General features: G+C 69.5%; 17 protein-coding genes, 1 pseudogene and 1 riboswitch. Of the genes and pseudogenes, 10 read left to right on the top strand and 8 right to left on the bottom strand.

Going from position 1 to position 19,913, the window contains the following annotated elements; translation table 11 throughout:
• Positions 1 to 53 precede the first annotated feature (53 nt).
• Positions 54 to 1,508: a bifunctional lysylphosphatidylglycerol synthetase/lysine--tRNA ligase LysX gene (gene lysX, locus BM339_RS13780; protein ID WP_256255365.1), complete on the top strand. Its 1,455-nt coding sequence runs from the start codon at positions 54 to 56 to the stop codon at positions 1,506 to 1,508.
• A 164-nt stretch (positions 1,509 to 1,672) separates the two neighbouring features.
• Here the strand turns inward: lysX and BM339_RS51315 are convergent.
• From BM339_RS51315 to BM339_RS13765, 3 genes and pseudogenes are all read right to left on the bottom strand, one after another.
• A pseudogene (locus BM339_RS51315) lies at positions 1,673 to 1,897 on the bottom strand (cytochrome P450); the annotation flags it as partial.
• A 169-nt stretch (positions 1,898 to 2,066) separates the two neighbouring features.
• Positions 2,067 to 2,294: a hypothetical protein gene (locus BM339_RS51310; protein WP_052357813.1), complete on the bottom strand. Its 228-nt coding sequence runs from the start codon at positions 2,292 to 2,294 to the stop codon at positions 2,067 to 2,069.
• Between the two features lie 60 nt (positions 2,295 to 2,354).
• A complete protein-coding gene (locus BM339_RS13765) occupies positions 2,355 to 3,377 on the bottom strand; it encodes a LacI family DNA-binding transcriptional regulator (protein ID WP_033333168.1) in 1,023 nt (340 codons plus the stop codon).
• Between the two features lie 486 nt (positions 3,378 to 3,863).
• On the opposite strand from BM339_RS13765, the gene BM339_RS13760 reads away from it, so the two are divergent.
• The gene (locus tag BM339_RS13760; RefSeq protein ID WP_021591725.1) at positions 3,864 to 4,094 is read left to right on the top strand and encodes a transcriptional regulator; all 231 of its coding nucleotides are present in this window, start codon (positions 3,864 to 3,866) and stop codon (positions 4,092 to 4,094) included.
• A gap of 224 nt (positions 4,095 to 4,318) precedes the next feature.
• Here the strand turns inward: BM339_RS13760 and BM339_RS13755 are convergent, their stop codons facing one another.
• Entirely contained in the window at positions 4,319 to 5,314 is a 996-nt protein-coding gene (locus tag BM339_RS13755) for a C40 family peptidase (RefSeq protein WP_244938772.1), read from the bottom strand.
• A gap of 3 nt (positions 5,315 to 5,317) precedes the next feature.
• A riboswitch (cyclic di-AMP (ydaO/yuaA leader) is annotated at positions 5,318 to 5,520 on the bottom strand.
• Between the two features lie 165 nt (positions 5,521 to 5,685).
• Between BM339_RS13755 and BM339_RS13750 the strand changes: the two genes are divergently transcribed.
• The 6 genes from BM339_RS13750 (at position 5,686) to BM339_RS13725 (ending at position 12,726) form a co-directional block, all read left to right on the top strand.
• Positions 5,686 to 6,207 (top strand): amino-acid N-acetyltransferase, encoded by a 522-nt coding sequence (locus BM339_RS13750; protein WP_372506291.1) that lies wholly within the window; start codon positions 5,686 to 5,688, stop codon positions 6,205 to 6,207.
• Positions 6,208 to 6,212: 5 nt separating this feature from the next.
• Positions 6,213 to 6,998, top strand: a complete 786-nt coding sequence (locus tag BM339_RS13745) for an RDD family protein (protein ID WP_021591722.1) — start codon at positions 6,213 to 6,215, stop codon at positions 6,996 to 6,998.
• 7 nt (positions 6,999 to 7,005) lie between these two features.
• Positions 7,006 to 7,629: an RDD family protein gene (locus BM339_RS51305; protein WP_021591721.1), complete on the top strand. Its 624-nt coding sequence runs from the start codon at positions 7,006 to 7,008 to the stop codon at positions 7,627 to 7,629.
• A gap of 896 nt (positions 7,630 to 8,525) precedes the next feature.
• Positions 8,526 to 8,849, top strand: coding sequence for a histone-like nucleoid-structuring protein Lsr2 (locus BM339_RS13735; RefSeq protein WP_024936089.1), 324 nt, complete (start codon positions 8,526 to 8,528; stop codon positions 8,847 to 8,849).
• A gap of 360 nt (positions 8,850 to 9,209) precedes the next feature.
• Positions 9,210 to 11,744: an ATP-dependent Clp protease ATP-binding subunit gene (locus BM339_RS13730; RefSeq protein ID WP_075021060.1), complete on the top strand. Its 2,535-nt coding sequence runs from the start codon at positions 9,210 to 9,212 to the stop codon at positions 11,742 to 11,744.
• 313 nt (positions 11,745 to 12,057) lie between these two features.
• Entirely contained in the window at positions 12,058 to 12,726 is a 669-nt protein-coding gene (locus tag BM339_RS13725) for an ArsR family transcriptional regulator (protein WP_143118397.1), read from the top strand.
• A 39-nt stretch (positions 12,727 to 12,765) separates the two neighbouring features.
• Here the strand turns inward: BM339_RS13725 and add are convergent, their stop codons facing one another.
• Entirely contained in the window at positions 12,766 to 13,743 is a 978-nt protein-coding gene (gene add, locus BM339_RS13720) for an adenosine deaminase (protein WP_021591717.1), read from the bottom strand.
• Positions 13,744 to 14,147: 404 nt separating this feature from the next.
• Between add and BM339_RS13715 the strand changes: the two genes are divergently transcribed.
• The gene (locus BM339_RS13715) at positions 14,148 to 15,278 is read left to right on the top strand and encodes an NADAR family protein (protein WP_218163635.1); all 1,131 of its coding nucleotides are present in this window, start codon (positions 14,148 to 14,150) and stop codon (positions 15,276 to 15,278) included.
• Position 15,279: 1 nt separating this feature from the next.
• On the opposite strand, the gene BM339_RS13710 is transcribed toward BM339_RS13715, so the two are convergent.
• Positions 15,280 to 16,158, bottom strand: coding sequence for an HhH-GPD family protein (locus BM339_RS13710; RefSeq protein ID WP_024936091.1), 879 nt, complete (start codon positions 16,156 to 16,158; stop codon positions 15,280 to 15,282).
• A gap of 68 nt (positions 16,159 to 16,226) precedes the next feature.
• Between BM339_RS13710 and BM339_RS13705 the strand changes: the two genes are divergently transcribed.
• The gene (locus BM339_RS13705) at positions 16,227 to 16,841 is read left to right on the top strand and encodes a hypothetical protein (protein WP_075021058.1); all 615 of its coding nucleotides are present in this window, start codon (positions 16,227 to 16,229) and stop codon (positions 16,839 to 16,841) included.
• A gap of 398 nt (positions 16,842 to 17,239) precedes the next feature.
• Here BM339_RS13705 and disA read toward each other — a convergent pair whose 3' ends face one another.
• Both disA and radA read right to left on the bottom strand, forming a co-directional pair.
• On the bottom strand, positions 17,240 to 18,322 hold the full coding sequence (disA, locus tag BM339_RS13700) for a DNA integrity scanning diadenylate cyclase DisA (RefSeq protein ID WP_024935731.1): 1,083 nt from the start codon (positions 18,320 to 18,322) through the stop codon (positions 17,240 to 17,242).
• A 113-nt stretch (positions 18,323 to 18,435) separates the two neighbouring features.
• A complete protein-coding gene (gene radA, locus BM339_RS13695; RefSeq protein ID WP_024935732.1) occupies positions 18,436 to 19,860 on the bottom strand; it encodes a DNA repair protein RadA in 1,425 nt (474 codons plus the stop codon).
• Positions 19,861 to 19,913 lie beyond the last annotated feature (53 nt).

The following is a 19,913-nucleotide window of genomic DNA, read 5'->3' as shown; positions in this document are numbered from 1 at the left end:
CTGGATAGCCTTGCGATGTGAGTGACGAGACCTTCGACGAGCTCCCGGAGCAGATGCGTGTGCGCCGGGAGAAGCTCGACCGGCTCCGCGAGAGCGGGATCGACCCCTACCCGGTGACCTTCCCGCGCACGGCGACGATCGCCGAGATCCGCGAGAAACACGGCGACCTGGAGCCGGGCACCGAGACGGGCGAGAAGGCCGGCGTCACCGGGCGCGTCATGCTGATCCGCAACACCGGGAAGCTCTGCTTCGCCACCATCCGGGACGGATCCGGCGACCTCCAGATCATGCTGTCGCTGGCGAAGGTCGGGCAGGAGCAGCTCGACTTCTGGAAGCGCGAGGTCGACCTCGGCGACCACATCGGCGTCGAGGGCGAGATCATCACGTCCCGCCGCGGCGAGCTGTCGATCATGGCGGACCGGTTCGCGATCACGTCCAAGTGCCTGCGGCCCCTCCCGGAGAAGCACGCCGGGCTGACCGACCCGGAGGCCCGGGTCCGTCAGCGGTACGTCGACCTGATCGTCAACGACGAGGCGCGGAACATGGCGCGCATCCGCAGCGCCACCGTGCGCGCCGTCCGCGACTTCTGGCACGACGAGGGCTACCTGGAAGTCGAGACGCCGATGCTGCAGCCGATCCACGGCGGTGCGGCGGCGCGTCCGTTCACGACCCACATCAACGCCTACGACATGGACCTCTACCTGCGCATCGCGATCGAGCTGTACCTCAAGCGGCTCGTCGTCGGCGGGATCGAGAAGGTCTTCGAGATCAACCGGAACTTCCGGAACGAGGGCGCGGACTCCACGCACAACCCGGAGTTCACGATGCTGGAGGCCTACGGGACGTACCTCGACTACAACGACATGGCCGACCTGACCCAGCGGATGTACCAGAAGGCCGTCGTGGCCGCGCTGGGCACCACGGTGGTCGTCCACGACGGCGCCGAGATCGACCTCGGGCTGCCCGAATGGCCGCGGATCACGCTGTACGGGTCGGTGTCGGAGGCGCTCGGCGAGGAGATCACCCCGCACACGCCGATCGAGGCCGTGCGCAAGCTCGCGGACGCCCGCGAGATCTCCTGGGACCCGAAGTGGGGGCAGGGCAGGCTCGTCCAGGAGATCTTCGAGGAGCTGGTCGAGCACACCCTCGTCCAGCCGACGTTCGTCATGGACTACCCGGTCGAGACGTCGCCGCTGACCCGCCAGCACCGGGAAGAGCCCCTCCTCACCGAGAAGTGGGACCTCATCGGGTTCGGGACGGAGCTCGGCACCGCCTACTCCGAGCTGATCGACCCGATCGAGCAGCGCCGCCGCCTCACCGAGCAGTCGCTGCTCGCCGCGGGCGGCGACCCCGAGGCCATGCAGCTGGACGAGGACTTCCTGCGCGCCCTGGAGTACGCGATGCCGCCCACCGGCGGGATGGGCGCCGGCATCGACCGGATGATCATGGCGTTCACCGGCAAGGGGATCCGGGAGACGATCCTGTTCCCGCTGGTCAAGCCCGAATAGTGACCGGCCCGAATAGTGACCGGAACGTCACGTAGCCCGCGCAGGACGAGGTTGTCCCGGTAGACGAGCTCGCCGGAAGTGAGGGCCACGTCGCGCTCGAACGGTTTCCCGAGCGCGACCTGGCCCTCCAGCCGGGCCAGTGGCGCACCGAGACAGAAGTGGATGCCGTGCCCGAACGACAGGTGCTTCGGTATGTCGCGCCCCTCGCTGTAGCGCGTCAGGTCGAGCCGGTCCGGATCGTCGAAAACGGACGGGTCGCGGTTGGCGGCGCCGGTCAGCAGCAGGACGAACTCGCCGCGCTTCACGAGTGTCCCGTCCGGCTCCACGTCGTCCAGGGCTGACCGGAGCGTGAGCTGGACCGGCGGGTCGTAGCGCAGCAGTTCCTCCACGGCCGCCTGGACGTTCCCGGGCCGCTCACGGAAGAGCTCCAACTGCGCCGGGTCGCGCAGCAGTGCCAGGGCGCCGTTCCCGATGAGGTTCACGGTCGTCTCATGGCCCGCCACAAGCAGCAGGACGCACGTCGCGAGGAGTTCCTCCTCGGAAAGGGCGTCTCCGCCGTCAGAGACGCTCACAAGGGCGCTCAGGAGGTCGTCCCGGGGGCTCGGCCCGGCGCGCGGCGGCCAGTTTCCGGAAGTACGCCGCGAACTCCTCGCGCGCCTCGTCCCGCGGGGCGATCTCGGACGCGGGCAGCGGGAAGTCGGGGTCCAGGCCCCGCGCGAGGCTGTCCGACCAGCCCTTGAACAGGTCGCGGTCCGCCGCGGGGACGCCGAGCATCTCGCTGATCACGATGACGGGCAGCGGGTACAGGGCGTGGAATCGGGGCGTGGAGTCGGGGTGTGGAATCCGCTAAGCGCTTTCCCGGATCACGAGTTCGGGCCGCTGGACGACCTGCCGGTGCTGGTGGGACGCGCCCTCGCCGATCTCGGCCATCGCCAGCTCGGCCGCCTCCCAGCCGAGCTCGCGGCGCGGCTGGCGGACGGTGGTCAGCGGGACGGCGGCGCTCGCCGCCAGCTCGATGTCGTCGTAGCCGATCACGGCGACGTCCTCGGGGACGCGGACCCCGAGCCGGGTCAGCTCGTTGATCAGCCCGATGGCCAGCAGGTCGTTGGCGCAGAACACGCCGTCGGGCCGCGGTGACATGGCCATGATCTGGTGCGCCGCCGCCTGCCCCTCGGTCGGGCTGAGGGCGTCCTTGACCAGGGTTCTCGGCTTGCCCAGGCCCGCCTCGACGATCGTGCGGGCCGCGCCGTCGCGGCGTTCGACGCAGGGCTGCGGCTCCGGGACGCCGGTCACGAACGCGACGCGCTCGCGGCCGATGCCGAGCAGGTACGCGGCGGCGATCTCGCCGCCCGCGACATGGTCGACCTGGGCGTAGCACGTGTCGGACGACGCGCGGTCGATCAGCACCACGCTCATGCCGGCCGCGCGCAGCCGGGAGATGTCCCCCGAACCCATCCCGACCGGGATGATCAGGACGCCCGCGGCGCGCTGCTCGACCAGGAGGTCCAGCGACCGGCGCTCCTTGGCGGCGGAATGGTCGCTGGACAGCCAGAGGGCGTCGTGGCCAGCCGCGTTGAGCGCGGCCTCTGCGCCGCGCGCGACGTCGGTCGCGTACGGGTTGGTGAGGTCTTCGACGACGATGCCGAAGGCGCGGCGCGGCTGGTCGTGGAACTCGCCCGCGGTCCGTTCCGGGCCGCGGCGGAGCCGCCGCGCGGACTCGTTCCGGACGAATCCGAGCTCCTCGATCGCCGCGCGAACGCGGTCACGGGTAGCTTCGGCCACGAGGTCTGGCCGGTTTAGGACATTCGAAACGGTCCCAACTGAGACTCCAGCCCGCCTCGCGACTTCGCGAATACTGGTCTGTGGCAACTCGCTCCTCGTCCCGCTCCGTGGGAGTTCTCCCAGGTAGTGGAGTTTTTCACGGCGTCGCGCCGAATGCACGGTCACGGACCGTGGCCAAACGTGCGCATCGTGCCATCGTTCGACGCTTGACGGGCCGGATCCGGCCGCCTAGCGTTCCGAGCCGAAGCGTAGCTTGAAACGATTCACGATCTTCGTTCAGCAGGAGATCCGGTGACTTCGACGAGAAGGGGCGGGTGCGGATGGCTGGCGACCTCATCCCGTCTCCCTCGGCAGGCCAACGACTGAATCGTCACCCGGAGTTCCCCCGTACACCCCCGCAATCGGCCAGGCGGCCACCTCCGGCCAAGCTCGCGAGACAGCAAAGGAACCCGATGATCTAAGTCCGGAAGGGCTCCGGACCCGGCAACCCAACGCGCGTACAGATCGAAACCCGTGCCTGTGCAGCGGACGGCTGCATCCCCGCGGTCATCACCACGGACGAGGGAGGACGGAGTGGAAACAGCCACACTCGCACGTCGTGGCACCGACGATTTCGGGCTGAGCGAAGAAGAGATCCGGCTGCTCGCCCAGATCGCCAGCGGTGTCACCGCCGATGTGGCGGCACGCAAGCTGGAGTTGAGCGCACGGACCTTGCGGCGCCGGTTGCGGACGATCTGCGACCGGCTGGAGGTCAACACCCCTATCGAGGCCGTGGTGTGGGCGGCCCGGAGGCAGCTCATCTAGCCGAACCCCCTTGCGCTCGTCTGGGGACGGCGAGCGCATCGGCGACCAGCGTCATCAAGGAACACAGCGTCATCAAGGAATCAGGCGGCACGTTCGAATCCCGTCCGACCCCGCGGCGGCGGCGCCGGAACCCTGACAGGTAGGTCCCTGCAGGAGGCGTCGCCGCGGACGGTGTTCGGGTGCCGATGGCCTTCGGCCGCCGGTGGTGGGGGCCCGCGACCGGGTCAGGCGACCCGGACACCGCCGGCGAAGGGCCGTCCGGCCATGGGGGCGATCTTGACGACGTCGCCGGTCTGGGGAGCGTGCAGCATCTTGCCGTCGCCGACGTACATGCCCATGTGGTGCAGGTCGGAGTAGAAGAACACGAGGTCGCCCGCCTGCAGCTGGCCGCGCGACACGTGAGTGCCGGCGTTCCACTGGCTGCCGGTGTAGTGCGGCAGGTTGATGCCGACCTGCTTGTAGGCCCACATCGTCAGCCCGGAGCAGTCGAACGTGCTCGGGCCCGCGGCGCCCCACACGTAGGGGCGGCCGATCTTGCCCATCGCGTACCGGAGCGCCTGCGCGGCCTTGCCGGTGCCGACGACGGGGAGCTTGGCGAGCTGGGTGGGGTCCTTGTCGACGAGCTTGCCGCGGACCTTCTCGTAGGTCTCGGTGACCTTCTTGCGCTGCGACTCCAGCTGCGTCCGCAGCTCCTTGACCTGCTTGGCGCGCGCCTCGGCGGACTTGCGGGCGCGCTGGGCGGACTGCATGGCCTGCATCAGGCCGAGCACCTGGGTGCTGTCCTGCTTGGCGAAGTAGTGGAGGGTCGCGGCCTGGTCGAGGACGGCCTGCGGGTCCTGGGAGGCGACGAAGGAGACCGTGGGGTCGGAGCCGCCCTGCATGTAGCTCGTCGCGGCGAGGGCGCCGACCTTCTGCCTGAGCTCCTCCAGCGACTTCTCCTGCCGCTCGGCGTTCTCGGTGGCCACCTTGGCCGCGCGCTGCGACTGGGAGAGCTTGACCCTAAGCCCGTTGTACTGCTCGGTCAGCTGCTCCAGCTGGTCGGCGAGCTTGAGCGCCTTGGCCCGGAGCTCCTTGGTGGACGGCTCGGGATCGGCGTGGGCTACGGCGATCTTCTGCGGGGTGATCGCGTGCGGAGCGGCCGAGACGGCGATGAGCGCGCCGGCCACGACGGCCGCGCGGCCGCGAAATCGCGAAAGGGAAGCAGACCGCGATCGCTGCACGAATTCTCCTCTCCTCATCCGCCTACCGGGTTAGCTGACGGGTTGGGGCCGGAGCAGCCCCTCCGCGAGCGCGCGGACGTCTGCCGTGCACTGCGGATTCACCCCTGACGGCGTCAGCCCAGGGGCGATCCCCCGAACGCTCCGAAAGTGGGTCCCCGGCTCCCCGGGGCGCTGGATGCGACCCGCGGACTCGGCGGTTCGGCCTCCGTTCTGCGGTCGGCCGATGTCAGCGAAGGACACTAACGGAACCCGCATTGGATGCCAACCGGAACATGCGAAATCCCAGGTCGCCGAGGTGGCGCCCGGTGGATCCACCGGTTCGGCACCCGTGGTCGGCGGCCGGTCGCGGCGTTGGATAATCTCGCTTGCTTGTGGAAGTCGTGATCCGGCGGGCCCGCACCGCCGACGTCCAGGAAATTCGCAGGCTGGTCGATCTGTACGCCGGATCGGGGCGCCGCCTGCTGAAGAAGACGACCGTCAAGCTGTACGAGGACGTACAGGAGTTCTGGGTCGCCGAGGACGTCCAGCACGGGGCACCGGGACGCATCATCGGCTGCGGCGCCCTGCACGTGATGTGGGAGGACCTGGCGGAGGTCCGCTCGGTCGCCGTGGACAAGGGATGCGGCGGACGCGGAATCGGGCACCGGATCGTGACGCGCCTTCTCCAGACCGCCAGAGAACTCGGCGTCCGGAGGGTGTTCTGCCTTACCTTCGAGGTGGACTTCTTTGCCCGCCACGGCTTCGAGCAGATACTGGGAACTCCGGTCGCGCCGGAGGTGTACGAAGAACTTCTCCGCTCCTACGACGATGGCGTGGCAGAGTTCTTGGACCTCGACCGGGTCAAGCCGAATACGTTGGGCAACACCCGGATGTTGCTTCGCCTGGAGGACTGACCCAAATGAGCGATTCCCCTCACCGCGGGCGGCCTTACCGGCCCCAGCAGGGCCAGGGTTCGTACGGCCCCCCGCCCCCGTACCAGAGTCCCCAGCGGCAGCAACCCCAGCAGCAGTGGCAACAGCCGCAGCAACAGCAGTGGCAGCAGCAGCCCCAGCAGCAGTGGGACCAGCAGACTTACGAGGCCCCCTACGACGAGTACGGCGCCCATGGCGGCGGCGACCTGGCGCTGGCCCCCATTTACCGGCGCGCGGGCGCACGGATCATGGACAACGCGCTCGTCGCGGTGTTCGGCTTCGCGCTCGTCCTGCCGGTGACGATCGGTGCTTTCGGCCTGGGCAAGCCGGGCAGTAAAACCGAGGACGAGGGGGGTGTGTGGAACTGGCCCATCATCTTCACCCTGTTCTGCGTCCTGTCGCTGTTGCCGTTCATCTACGAGGCCGTCCAACTGTCCATGTGGGGACGGACGCTCGGAAAGCGCGTCCTGGGGCTGGGAATCGTCCAGGCGCGTCCGGCGGGTAGCCCCCTGACGACGACGCAGGCGGTTTGGCGGGCCGGTATCACCCACATCGGCTACCAGCTCGGTGTCTTCTTCTTCCTCGTGTTGGCGGTGATGGTGTGGGACTACGCCGCATACGGGATGGTGCTGGTCTGGGCGGGTGCGCTGATGGCCTACCTGTGGGCGATCTGGGACCAGCCCCTGCACCAGTCACTGCACGACCGCTTCGCCGGCACGCTCGTCATCGATGAGCGGGTCGGATACGACGAGTACTCCGAGTACGCGGAGTAAGACCGCGATGGCGGCCCCGCTCGCCGAGCCAGGCCAGCGCCTCCTGGCGCGTGTCGTCGACACGCTCGTCGTCGGCGTCCCCGTGATCCTCGTCGTGCGCGCGTTCGTCTCCGGCCCCACGGTGGACGCCGTCGCTCCGCCCGCCCTCGCCGGATGCATGCTGGTGTACGAGGCCGTCCAGCTCGCCCTCTGGGGGCGGACGCTCGGCAAGCGCGTCGCCGGCATCGAAGTCGTCGCCGCGACGCCCCAGGAGGCCGATCAGGGCCCGCCAGGGGGTGCGGGCGACGCGGAGCCCGGCCCGGCGCCTTTGATTCCCGCGTCCGTGCCCGGATTCGTGCCCACGGCGGCCTCGTCGGGAGGCGAAGGCCCGGCCGAAGGAGGCGGCGTCCCGTCCGGGGAGAGCGTGCCCGCCGGCGCGCGCCTGGACGTTATGCATGCCGTTGTCCGTGCCGCGGTCTATTCGCTGCCGATCGCGCTGCGCCCGATTCCCGTTCTCGGTCTGCTCGCGAGCATCTTCTGGGTCGGGAACGCGGGGATGCTGTTCGAAGGCACGCGCCGCCAGGCCGTCCATGACAGGCTCGCGGGGACGCTCGTGGTGAAACGCCCGGACTCCGATTCCCCGGCCTTCTGACGGCCTCTCCGAAGCGCCTGGAAGATCTTGCCCGGCCGTCCCGCGGGCTCGTTCCGGTTACGGACCCGAATCGAAGCGGGATGTGTCTCGTCCCGGACGCTCCCTCCGTTTGGAAGTTGCCGTGCGCACCGTTGCGGGAACGCCCCACGTGCCGCTTGTTAGGCGGTAGTGGACTTACTTCGGATGGGACGCCGTCTCACTCTGAACGGACCTTTCGCGTGACATGCCCGTCGTGAGGGGGGAGCGGGACCGGGGTGTGGCGACGCCGGGTCTTGGTGCCCGGTCGAAGAAGTGGGACGGGCGGTGGGATTGTGCCTTGATCTCCCGATTCCAGATGAACCACGGCAGGCCGGGTTCCGCGCGGTGGATCCCGGTCCGCAACTTCCCGCGACCACGACATGGCAACAGATTTCGACGGCGGCTCGTTCCTCGTTATCCCTCCACATCGGCCGGTCAGAGCCTGATCAGCCACGGCGCGCCACCGGCGCATTACCACCGGGTGGCGTGCTTAGTGCCGTTACGTCAGGGTTAAACGCCAACGGCGGTGGCGCCCTCCGCAAACCCGAGCCAATCCGCGAACGACCGCCCAGGTCAGCGCGGCGAGCCGTGACGCGGGTCACGTCCCAAAACCTCGGACCGGTCCGCCCGCGCCGGGAATTCTTGGGGCCGGGCCCGCCGGAGCGGCCCGCCCGCCGTCCGGCCCGCACCGGAAACGACGACCCTGATTACGGCCGGTGCGTGGCAACGCGACTTCGCCGCCAGTGCCGGTTCATGGCCGGTACGGCGACTTCGCGTCCGCGCCGGTTCATCGTGAGTGTTGGAATTGTCATCGGCGAAGTTCTCGGTATATCTTTGTCAACCGATTGAAGTTTGCTCCAGCCGAAAGGTCTGTCCCCATGGCACAGAAGGTTCAGGTGCTTCTCGTCGACGACCTCGACGGTGGCGAGGCGGACGAGACCGTAGCGTTCTCGATCGACGGCGCCTCCTACGAGATCGACCTCAGTGGCGCCAACGCGACGAAGCTGCGGGAATCGCTGCAGCCGTTCGTCGAGAAGTCCCGTAAGGCGGGCACGCCCTCGCGCCGCCGCCGGCAGCGGGGCGCGTCCAGCCGGGAGCGCAGTGCGGAGATCCGTGCCTGGGCCAAGAACAATGGCATCAAGGTGAATGAGCGCGGCCGGATCCCCGCCCACGTGATCGAGCAGTACGAGGCGGCCAACTGACCCGCCCGTCCTCCGCGGCCCGTCTCCGATCGTGAGACGGGCCGTTCGCTTGTGGCGTAGCGCGCGTGCGGTTCGGCGCGCCCGCGGTGAGGTACACAGGGCGCGCGGGTGGAAACACCATCCCCATTCGGCACTCTCGGCCCGCGCCTTGGCCTACCTGCGAAAATCCCCCCGTTCGCTTGGGGCGTAGCGGGAACATGACGCACCGATGCGGTAGTTGGATGAGACTGAACAGCGCATAGCTGGGGAACGTCTCCTGGTGGGAGTGCACCGGGCGGCCTCCTCGGGGCGGGCTAGCATGCGGAAGGACAGTTCCGGACGTTCCGGACTCTGCCCAACCGCTCTGTGAGGAGCGACGAGATGTTCGAGAGGTTCACCGACCGCGCGCGGCGCGTTGTCGTCCTGGCTCAGGAAGAGGCCAGGATGCTCAACCACAACTACATCGGCACCGAGCACATCCTCCTGGGTCTGATCCACGAGGGTGAGGGCGTCGCTGCCAAGGCCTTGGAGAGCCTGGGGATCAGCCTTGAGGCGGTCCGCCAGCAGGTCGAGGAGATCATCGGCCAGGGCCAGCAGGCGCCGTCGGGCCACATCCCGTTCACTCCGCGTGCCAAGAAGGTCCTTGAGCTGTCGCTGCGCGAGGCGTTGCAGCTCGGCCACAACTACATCGGCACCGAGCACATCCTGCTCGGGCTGATCCGCGAGGGTGAGGGCGTCGCCGCCCAGGTGTTGGTGAAGCTCGGCGCCGACCTGAACCGGGTCCGCCAGCAGGTCATCCAGTTGCTGCACGGCTACCAGGGCAAGGAGCCGGCCGCCTCCGGCGGTCCCTCGGAGTCGGCTCCGTCCACCTCCCTTGTGCTCGACCAGTTCGGCCGCAACCTGACGCAGGCCGCGCGGGAGGGCAAGCTCGACCCGGTCATCGGGCGGGACAAGGAGATCGAGCGGGTCATGCAGGTGCTGTCCCGCCGCACCAAGAACAACCCCGTCCTCGTGGGCGAGCCCGGCGTCGGCAAGACCGCCGTCGTCGAGGGCCTCGCGCAGAAGATCGTCAAGGGCGAGGTGCCCGAGACGCTCAAGGACAAGCAGCTCTACACCCTTGACCTCGGCGCGCTGGTCGCCGGCTCCCGGTACCGCGGCGACTTCGAGGAACGCCTCAAGAAGGTGCTGAAGGAGATCCGCACCCGCGGCGACATCATCCTGTTCATCGACGAGCTGCACACGCTCGTCGGCGCGGGCGCCGCCGAGGGCGCGATCGACGCCGCGTCCATCCTCAAGCCGATGCTGGCGCGCGGCGAGCTGCAGACCATCGGCGCGACCACGCTGGACGAGTACCGCAAGCACCTGGAGAAGGACGCCGCGCTGGAGCGCCGCTTCCAGCCGATCCAGGTCGCCGAGCCGTCGCTGTCCCACACGATCGAGATCCTCAAGGGCCTGCGGGACCGCTACGAGGCGCACCACCGCGTGTCGATCACCGACAGCGCGCTCGTCGCCGCCGCGCAGCTCGCCGACCGCTACATCAGCGACCGGTTCCTGCCCGACAAGGCGATCGACCTGATCGACGAGGCCGGCTCGCGGATGCGCATCCGCCGCATGACCGCGCCGCCGGACCTGCGCGAGTACGACGAGAAGATCGCCGACGTCCGGCGCGACAAGGAGTCCGCGATCGACGCGCAGGACTTCGAGAAGGCCGCGGCGCTGCGCGACTCCGAGAAGCAGCTGCTCGGCCAGAAGGCGCAGCGGGAGAAGGAGTGGAAGGCCGGCGACATGGACGTCGTCGCCGAGGTCACCGACGAGCTGATCGCCGAGGTCCTCGCCACCGCCACCGGCATCCCGGTCTTCAAGCTGACCGAGGAGGAGTCGACCCGGCTGCTGCGCATGGAGGACGAGCTCCACAAGCGCGTCATCGGCCAGGAGGACGCCATCAAGGCGCTCTCCCAGTCGATCCGCCGCACCCGCGCCGGCCTGAAGGACCCGAAGCGTCCCGGCGGCTCGTTCATCTTCGCCGGCCCGTCCGGCGTCGGTAAGACCGAGCTGTCCAAGACGCTCGCCGAGTTCCTGTTCGGGGACGAGGACGCGCTGATCCAGCTCGACATGTCCGAGTTCATGGAGAAGCACACCGTCTCGCGGCTGTTCGGCTCCCCGCCCGGCTACGTCGGGTACGAGGAGGGCGGCCAGCTCACCGAGAAGGTGCGCCGCAAGCCGTTCTCGGTCGTCCTGTTCGACGAGATCGAGAAGGCCCACCAGGACATCTTCAACTCGCTCCTGCAGATCCTGGAGGACGGCCGCCTCACCGACGCGCAGGGCCGCGTCGTGGACTTCAAGAACACCGTCATCATCATGACGACGAACCTGGGGTCCAAGGACATCTCCAAGGGCGTCTCGATGGGCTTCGCCCGCCAGAACGACGAGCAGGGCTCGTACGAGCGGATGAAGGCGAAGGTGTCGGAGGAGCTCAAGCAGCACTTCCGCCCCGAGTTCCTGAACCGCGTCGACGACACGGTGGTGTTCCACCAGCTCACCCCGAAGGAGATCATCCAGATCGTCGACCTGATGATCGCCAAGGTGGACGAGCGGCTGCGCGACCGCGACATGGGCATCGAGCTGCGGCAGGAGGCCAAGGACCTGCTGGCCCTGCGGGGCTACGACCCGGTCCTCGGCGCCCGGCCGCTGCGCCGCACGATCCAGCGGGAGATCGAGGACAGCCTGTCCGAGAAGATCCTGTACAACGAGCTCAAGCCCGGCCAGATCGTGATCGTCGGCACGGAGGGCTTCGACCCCGAGAACAAGGACTCGGTGGAGAACGCCAAGTTCACCTTCAAGGGCGTGCCGAAGCCGTCGACCGTCCCGGACAGCCCGCCCCCCATCGAGGGCGCGGTCAACTTCAACAAGGACTGACGTCCCGCCAGAGGCCCGCAGCGGAGAAATCCGCCGCGGGCCTCTCGCATGCGCGGGGGCTGTGCGGGCGGGGTGGCCTCTGCGGTACCGGGCGCGATCGGCCGTGGACCGCCTGTTCTCCTCGCCGCCCGGTCCTAGACGGCTAGCCCGTACGTGGCGTCGTCGAGCGGCGCAGGCGTTTCTGGGACCGCGGAGAGGGCTTGGCAGCGGAGCGTTTTCCACAGAATGGGGTTCTAGCGCCTGGCTTCTCCGTCGTCCTGGAGCATCTCAGTGGACCCCCTGAGATGTCGGAGGCGAGGAATAGTGTTCGAACATGCGATCGAGTGCGGTCGGGGCGGCGGCGGAGTTTCGGCGGCGGAAGGCGCGCATGCCGGCGGGCGAGGCGCGGGTGGCGGACGCGTTCCGGCGGGATGTGCGGGCCCGTGCGCCGGAGCAGTTCCCCATCTTCCGGTCGCGGCTGCAGGGCGAGTTGCTCGCGCGCCTGCTGCTGGGGCCCGGCCGCGAGATCTCCATGCTCGACCTCGCGGTGATGCTCCGCACCGACCTGGCATCCGTGATGCGCGAGGTGGAGAGGCTGGCGCGGGCAGGCCTCCTCGTGCTGCGCCGCACCATGGCCGGACGGGTGGTGACGCGCGACACGAGCAGCCCGCTGTACGAGCCGCTCGCCCGCCTCCTGATGCTGACCTTTGGACCCGCCGCGGTGGTGGCGGAGGAGTTCGGGCGGTTTCCCGCGGTCCGCGAGATCTACCTGTTCGGCGCGTGGGCGGAGCGCTACGACGGCGTCCCCGGCACCCCACCCACCGACGTCGAGGTTCTGGCGATCGGCGAGATCGGCCCCGACCTCGCCTTCGACGCGGCCCAGGAGGCGGCCGCCCGGCTGGGCCTCCCGGTCCATCCGGTGGTCCGCACGCCGCACCAGTGGCAGGACGACACCGATCCCTTCCTCCGTGAGATCCGCACCGGCCACCTGACCAGGCTCTGACGCACCGCCCCGGCCTCTCGTGCGGCCGGGCCGGGAATGTCAGGCAGAGGTGGCCAGCCAGGCGTCGATCTCCGTGTGGAGGCGAGTCTTGGTCGATGACGGGGCGAAGGAGGCGTCGGCGGCCGCATGGGCCAGATCGGCGAGGATCGCATCGTCATAGTTGAAGGCGTCGCGGACCCGTGTGTACTCGGCGGTGAGCGGGGTGCCGATCAAGGCGGGGATATCGGTGTTGAGGGTGACGATCAGGCCCGCTTCGCGGAGGCGGGGCAGCGGGTGGGCTTCGAGGGTCGGGGCGAAGCCCAGAGCGACGTTGGAGGACGGGCACACTTCGAGCGGGATGCGGCGCTCCCGTACCTCTGCCACGAGGTCGGGGTCGTCCAGGACGCGGATGCCGTGGCCCAGGCGCTCGGTGCGGCCGGGGCCGAGCGCCTGCCGGATGCTGGCGGGGCCTTCGCCCTCGCCCGCGTGGTGGACGACGTGGAGGCCGGAGTCGCGGGCGGCGGCGAAGACCTCGGTGAACGGGTCCGCGGGGTGGGCCTCGTCGCCGGCAAGCCCAACGGCGACCACGCGGTCGTGGCGGCGGGCCAGGTCGACGGTCCGCCAGGCGCGCTCGACGGACCGGCGGCGGGAGTGGTCGAGGATGAGGCGGCACTCGATCCCGAAGGCCTCCTGACCGGCCTCCAGGCCTTCCAGAACGGCCGTGAGAGGCATATCGAGGTCGCCGAGGCGCTCACCGTGCGCGGCGGCCGTGAAGGAGACCTCGGCGTAGCGGGTGCCTTCGGCGGCCTCGTCCTCGCAGAACTCGTAGGCGATCCGCCGGAAGTCGGCGGGCCGTCGAAGGCAAGCGCGGACGAGGTCGTTCTGCGCGAAGAAGGAGGCGAAGTCCCCGAACGCGCCTGCCTCGTCGGGCACCTGCACCTGATTGGCCCTGCCGATCTCGCGGAGCGTCGACCAGCGCACGGTGCTTTCCAGATGGACGTGCAGGTGGGCCTTGGGCAGAGTCAGCAGATCACGCACGGCCGTACGGTACGGGCCCGCCGACCGGGTCGGCCAACCAATATTCGCGTCCACCAAGCGGCCCACCGCAACCATGATTCGGCCGCCAACCGCCTACCCCGGCCACCAAGCATTTGCCGGGCGGTGAGCCCCTGCCCCGGCCACCAAGCATTTGCCGGGGCGGTGAGCCCCTGCCCCGCCCACCAACGTCTGCCCTGGCCGCCAAGCATTTGCCCTGGCTGCCAACCGCCTGCCCCGGCCGCAAGCATTTGCCGGGCGGTGAGCGCCTGCCCTGGCCGCCAACGTCTGCCCCGGCTGCCAAGCGTCTGCCCTGGCCGCGTCTGCTGGGGGTGCTTGGTACGTGCATGATTGGACGTTGAGATGGTTGAAGTTCAGCTGATTGGCTGGCGGCCCTGGAGGAGTGCGTGAGTGCTGTGTTGAATCGTATTCATCGCGTCGAGGATGGTCGGCGCATTGAAGGCGTTGCTCGGCCTGTTTTTATTCACAACTTCTCTTATCATCTTACGAATCTGCTTGTTTATGCGGATGGGGCCATTCACTGTTGGGAATGGGTTGATCTGGATGGTCTGCGGGAGAAGCTCGAATGTGGCTGGGTGGTTACTGAGGTTCCCGAGGGTGGGGAGATCAGTGCGTTCGGGTTGGGGCGCTGGAAGGCCGCGGAGCCTATGTTCGGTCTTACTCCGGAAATGCTGCTGGCTGAGGTGGCCGACGACATTGAGAAGCTGAACGGGCGTCCCGACTCCATAGGTCGGTGTCTCGCGGCGCTGGACCGGTACCTGGAGACGCGGGACGAGGTCGACCGGTGCGCGCTCCGGGACGCCTACCTGGCGATTCCTGAGCACAGGCGCCACTACTCCCTGGGCGACATGGACAACAAGGATCGTCCGCTGGTCTATCTCTGCACCGATATCGGTGAGGCCCCGGTTGGAGGCTGGTTCGAGGATGGTGTCGTCAGTGAAGCCATGCGTGAATGGGCGTTGCAGTACTTTGCCGACCGCGACCGTGAGCGGACGGAGTATGACTCGAAGCGTCCCGCCGACGATCCGCCGGAACCTGTGGGTGGGACGATTCACTTTGGCGGGCGTGTGTTTCCGAAAGGGTGGCCCGAGGATGTGGGAATCGATGCTCTGCAGAACGATTACCCGGCGCCGATCGAGGTCGGAGACGTCGTTTATCCGTCGGTGACGCACGCCTACTGGGCGCTGTCCACGGTCGATTCTGGGGTGCGGGAGCGGATCCGTCTGGCCGAGCGGCCCTACGACGCGAGGAAAATGGCGGAAGAGGCGCCGCGCGTCGCTAACTGGGCGCAGGCCCGCACGGCCGTCATGGCAGGCCTTCTGCGTGCCAAGTACGACCAGCACCCCCGTCTGGCGGAGGTTTTGCTTGGGACGGGTGACTCGCCGCTAGGGTACGGCGGAGTCGACTCCGACCATTGGGTCACCCACGGCGAGACGGGCCGCAACTGGGTGGGGCGGCTTCTCGAACTCATCCGCTCCGAACTGCAGGCCCGGCGGTCGGGTATTGCTCTGCCGTGACTCAGCCGGGGAGGGCGTAGCGGCCGTCTTCCAGGGGGTCCACCAGGCCGTCCGCTATCAGGGCGTCCAGGGCCCGTTCTCGTTGGACGTCGTCGGCCCAGACGACGTCGAGGGCTGGTTTCGCGACCGGGCCTTCGGCGTCGCGGAGGACGGCGAGGATGCGGCCGCGGCATTGGCGGTCGGTGCCGGCGTAGGTCTGTCCGCGGCGCGGCGGCCCGTCGTAGGCGGGGCGGCCCGCGCGCTGCCAGGCGCAGCGATCGAGCACCGGGCAGTCGACGCAGCGTGGTGTGCGCGCCGTGCAGACCAGCGCGCCCAGCTCCATGACGGCGACGGCCCAGCGGGCGGCGGTGGCGGGGTCGGCCGGCAGCAGGCCCTCGGCCAGCTCGACCTCGGCCCTGGTCTGCGACTTCGGCGGGTACTCGTCCCCCGACAGGAGGCGGGCCAGGACGCGCCGGACGTTGGTGTCGAGGACGGCGTGCCGCTGCCCGAACGCGAAGCTGGCGACTGCCGCGGCCGTGTAGGCGCCGATGCCGGGCAGCGCCAGCAGGTCGGCGTGCGAGGACGGCACCTCGCCGCCGTGCCGCTCGGTGATCGCGCGGGCGCTCTCGTGGAGGCGCAGGGCGCGGCGCGGGTAGCCGAGGCGTCCCCAGGCCCGGACGGCCTCCCCGGACGGTTCCGCGGCCAGCGCCGCGGGGTCCGGCCAGCGCGTCATCCAGGCGTCCCACACCGGAAGGACGCGGGCGACCGGCGTCTGCTGGAGCATGATCTCGCTGACGAGGACGCCCCAGGGCGTCGCGTCCGGCGCCCGCCACGGGAGGTCCCGGGCATTCGCCTCGTACCAGTCGAGGATCGGAGCGGTGTACACGGAGTTCAGGTTCATGTGCGCCGCCATTGTGGCACGCGGCGGGTCGTCCCCTCTTTCCCTAGCGCTGATTGCATACTGACCGCATGGGGGCGAACACTGAACGTGACTGGAGCGGATCCGGGGCCGATCGATACTGGCGCCGCCGCGCGGCGGCCCTCGCGGGCGTCCTCGGCGCCGTCGGCCTGCTGGCTTGGGCGTGCTCCGGCGGCACCGGCGAAGGCGAACCCGTCCAGAAGGCGGGCGCGATGGGCAGCGCGAGTCCTCCACCGCCGCCGAGCGCGATGCCCACGGTGACCGTGACCACGACCACCACGCCCGCCGCGGAACCGGCCGACGGCGGCCCCTGCGACGACGATGACCTCGTGGTCACCATGTCGGCCGCCGGGGACACCTTCGCGGGCCCGCGGCGGCCCGAGTTCCGCATCACGGTCGTCAACGCGGGCAAGGGCGCCTGCACGTTCGACACCGGCTCCCTGGACGTCCGCATCACGTCCGGCTCGGACAGGATCTGGTCGTCCGCCAAATGCCGCCACGGTGAGGCACCCAAGAAGATCCTTCAGCGCGGCGTCCCGTACGTCGACAACGTCACCTGGGACCGCGGACGCGGCTGCAAGGGCGCCACCACGGCCCGCCCCGGCACCTACGTGGCCGCCCTGAAGGACACAGACGCCAAGAAACAGATCTTCCGCCTCCGCTGACCCATGACCGCCCACCCTGCCACCACGCGACAACCTCAATAGTTGCGATGGCGTTCGAAGGCGAGGCGGGTGAAGCGGTAGCAAGGTCGCGAAGTGAGTCGTTGGAGCGTGCCGGAATGATTGATTGACCCGTAGGTGTGGGGTTGCCTGGACCCGCTAGTGCGCTGACCTCAGCCGGCGCCGCATCCACGCGACAACCTCAATGGTCGCGATCGCGTCCGAAGGCAGGGGCGAGCGCAGCGAGACCCTGATCGCGCAGCGAGCCGCAAGGCGAGTCGGAGCGATGCCAGCGATCGCCCGCGGTGCCCGACGATGGAGGGCCGCTAGGCCCGAAGGAGGAGGGCGCTGCAATGAACACAGCAGGGCCGCTAGGCCCGAAGGGGGAGAAAAAAGCAAAACTACACATAGCGTTCCAGGATCGACGATTCGGCCAGGCGGGACAGGCCCTCGCGGACGCTGCGGGCGCGGGACTCGCCCACGCCGCCGACCGCCTGGAGATCGTCGATGCTGGCGGCGAGGAGTTTCTGCAGGCCGCCGAAGTGCTCGACGAGGCGCTCGACGACCATGCTCGGCAGGCGCGGCACCTTCGCGAGAAGGCGGAAGCCCTTCGGGCTGACGGGCAGGTCGAGGGCGTCGGGGCCGGCGAAGCCCATCACCTCGGCCACCGTGGACAGGTCGAGCAGCTCCGTCGCCGACAGCGTGTCCAGCGCGGACAGGATGGCGTCCACGCCGCGGGCCCGGGTGTCGTCGGACGGGTAGTCGCGGACGATCAGCTCGCGGTCGGCGTCCACGCCGGAGACCAGCTCGTCGAGCTGGAGCGAGAGGAGCCGGCCGTCGGTGCCGAGCTCGACGACGTAGCCCTCGATCTCGTCGGCGATGCGGCGCACCATCTCCAGCCGCTGCACGACGGCGCTGACGTCCCGCACGGTGACGAGATCCTCGATCTCCAGCGCGGAGAGCGTCCCGGACACCTCGTCCAGCCGCAGCTTGTACCGTTCGAGCGTCGCCAGGGCCTGGTTCGCCTTGGACAGGATCGCCGCCGAATCCTCCAGCACGTAGCGGATGCCGTCGAGATACAGCGCGATGATGTGCATCGACTGGCTCACCGAGATGACCGGGTAGACGGTCTGGCGGGCGACGCGCTCCGCGGTGCGGTGGCGGGTGCCGGACTCCTCGGTGGGGATGGTCGAGTCGGGCACGAGATGTACGGCGGCGCGGACGATGCGGCTGTGGCTGTCGTCGAGGACGATCGCGCCGTCCATCTTCGCGAGCTCGCGCAGCCGCGTGGCGGAGAACTGGACGTCGAGCTCGAAGCCGCCCGAGCACAGTTCCTCGACCGTCTTGTCGTAGCCGAGCACGATCAGGCCGCCGGTGTGGCCCCGCAGGATCCGTTCGAGTCCGTCGCGGATCTGGGTGCCCGGAGCCACCGCGGCCAACGTGGCGCGGCGTCGTTCGTCATGACCCTTGTCGTGTGATGGCACCTGACCCCCGGAGGTCGCTGGACGGCGTCAGTTTACCGAGGCGGGCCGCGTCCTGGTTCCTCCCCAGGTCGCAAGCGTGCGTTGTGTGGAGTAATACTCTGGCGTGACTCCTGTCAGGGCGCCGTAAACGCCACCTGGAGCGCCTGCTGCAGGCTGTCCACTTCCATCACCTTCATGCCCTCGTAGCTGGTGAGCTGCGGATCCGCGCGTTTCAGCGGGGACCCGTCCGCGAGATCGAGCGACCCGCGCGGGACGACGGCGTGCTTGAACCCGAGCCGCGCCGCCTCGCCGAGCCGCCGCTGGACGCCCGGCACGACCCGCACCTCCCCGGCGAGGCCGACCTCGCCGAGCGCGATCAGGCTGCCCGACAGCGACTGCTCGACCGTGGAACCCGCGACCGCCAGGGCGAGCGCCAGGTCGACCGACGTCTCGGTGAGCCGCACGCCGCCGACCGTCGAGACGTACACGTCCTGCTCGTGCATCGAGATCTTGCAGCGCTGCGCGAGCACCGCGAGGACCATCGCGACGCGGGACGTGTCCAGCCCGGACGTGGCGCGCCGCGGCGCCGGCAGGTGCGACTTCGCGACGAGCGACTGCACCTCCGCCACCAGCGGCCGCCGCCCCTCCAGGGTCACCGTCACGCACGTCCCCGGGACGGGCTCCTCGCGGCGGGTGAGGAACAGGCCGCTCGGATCGGGCAGGCCCACGATGCCGACCTCCGACAGGTCGAAGCAGCCCAGCTCGTCCGTCGGCCCGTACCGGTTCTTGACCGCGCGGATCATGCGGAGGCGGGAGTGCCGGTCGCCCTCGAAGTACAGGACGACGTCGACCAGGTGCTCCAGGAGCCGCGGCCCGGCGATCGCGCCGTCCTTGGTGACGTGCCCGACCAGCACGACCGTGATGCCGCGCTCCTTCGCCACCCTGATCAGGTTGGCCGCGACCTCGCGGACCTGCGTGACCCCGCCGGGCGCCCCGTCGGCCTCGGACGTCCCGATCGTCTGGATGGAGTCGACCACGAGCAGCGCCGGCTCGACGGCGTCGACATGCCCCAGGATCGCGGACAGCTCCGTCTCCGCCGCCAGGTACAGGTCGTCGGTGATCGCCCCGACCCGGTCGGCGCGCAGCCGCACCTGCTCGGCCGACTCCTCACCCGTCACGTACAGGACGTTCTTCGCCGCCCCGCCCCCGTCCGCCGTCGAGGCCAGCGCGGCGACCTCCAGCAGCAGCGTCGACTTCCCGATGCCGGGCTCGCCCGCCAGCAGCAGGACCGCGCCGGGCACGATGCCGCCGCCGAGCACCCGGTCCAGCTCGTCCAGGCCGGTCGGCCGCGTCTGCGCCGACCGGACGTCCACCTTCCCGATCGGACGCGCCGGCGCACTGACCGGCCCCGCCGACACCACCCGCGCGGGCGTCGCCGACGCCGCCTCGGTGACCGTCCCCCACGTCTGGCACTCCCCGCAACGCCCCACCCATTTCGAGGTCTGCCACCCGCACTCCGAGCACCGGTAGGCCGCCTTCGCGGTCTTAGCCTTCGCCATGCGACGGAAGCGTAGAGCCCGGCAGTGACAGTGCCGGCCCCGCGCCGGTCGTG

The organism is Actinomadura madurae (assembly GCF_900115095.1).
In the GTDB taxonomy this organism is placed as follows: domain Bacteria; phylum Actinomycetota; class Actinomycetes; order Streptosporangiales; family Streptosporangiaceae; genus Spirillospora; species Spirillospora madurae.
This window is presented reverse-complemented; position numbering and strand designations above follow the sequence as displayed.

Bases quoted from the DNA above. Each gene is read 5' to 3' on its own strand.
- lysX (WP_256255365.1), top strand. From the start codon at position 54: ATGCGTGTGCGCCGGGAGAAGCTCGACCGGCTCCGCGAGAGCGGGATC.
- BM339_RS13745 (WP_021591722.1), top strand. From the start codon at position 6,213: ATGAGCGATTCCCCTCACCGCGGGCGGCCTTACCGGCCCCAGCAGGGC.
- BM339_RS51305 (WP_021591721.1), top strand. From the start codon at position 7,006: ATGGCGGCCCCGCTCGCCGAGCCAGGCCAGCGCCTCCTGGCGCGTGTC.
- BM339_RS13735 (WP_024936089.1), top strand. From the start codon at position 8,526: ATGGCACAGAAGGTTCAGGTGCTTCTCGTCGACGACCTCGACGGTGGC.
- BM339_RS13730 (WP_075021060.1), top strand. From the start codon at position 9,210: ATGTTCGAGAGGTTCACCGACCGCGCGCGGCGCGTTGTCGTCCTGGCT.
- BM339_RS13725 (WP_143118397.1), top strand. From the start codon at position 12,058: ATGCGATCGAGTGCGGTCGGGGCGGCGGCGGAGTTTCGGCGGCGGAAG.
- BM339_RS13710 (WP_024936091.1), bottom strand. From the start codon at position 16,158: ATGAACCTGAACTCCGTGTACACCGCTCCGATCCTCGACTGGTACGAG.
- BM339_RS13705 (WP_075021058.1), top strand. From the start codon at position 16,227: ATGGGGGCGAACACTGAACGTGACTGGAGCGGATCCGGGGCCGATCGA.
- radA (WP_024935732.1), bottom strand. From the start codon at position 19,860: ATGGCGAAGGCTAAGACCGCGAAGGCGGCCTACCGGTGCTCGGAGTGC.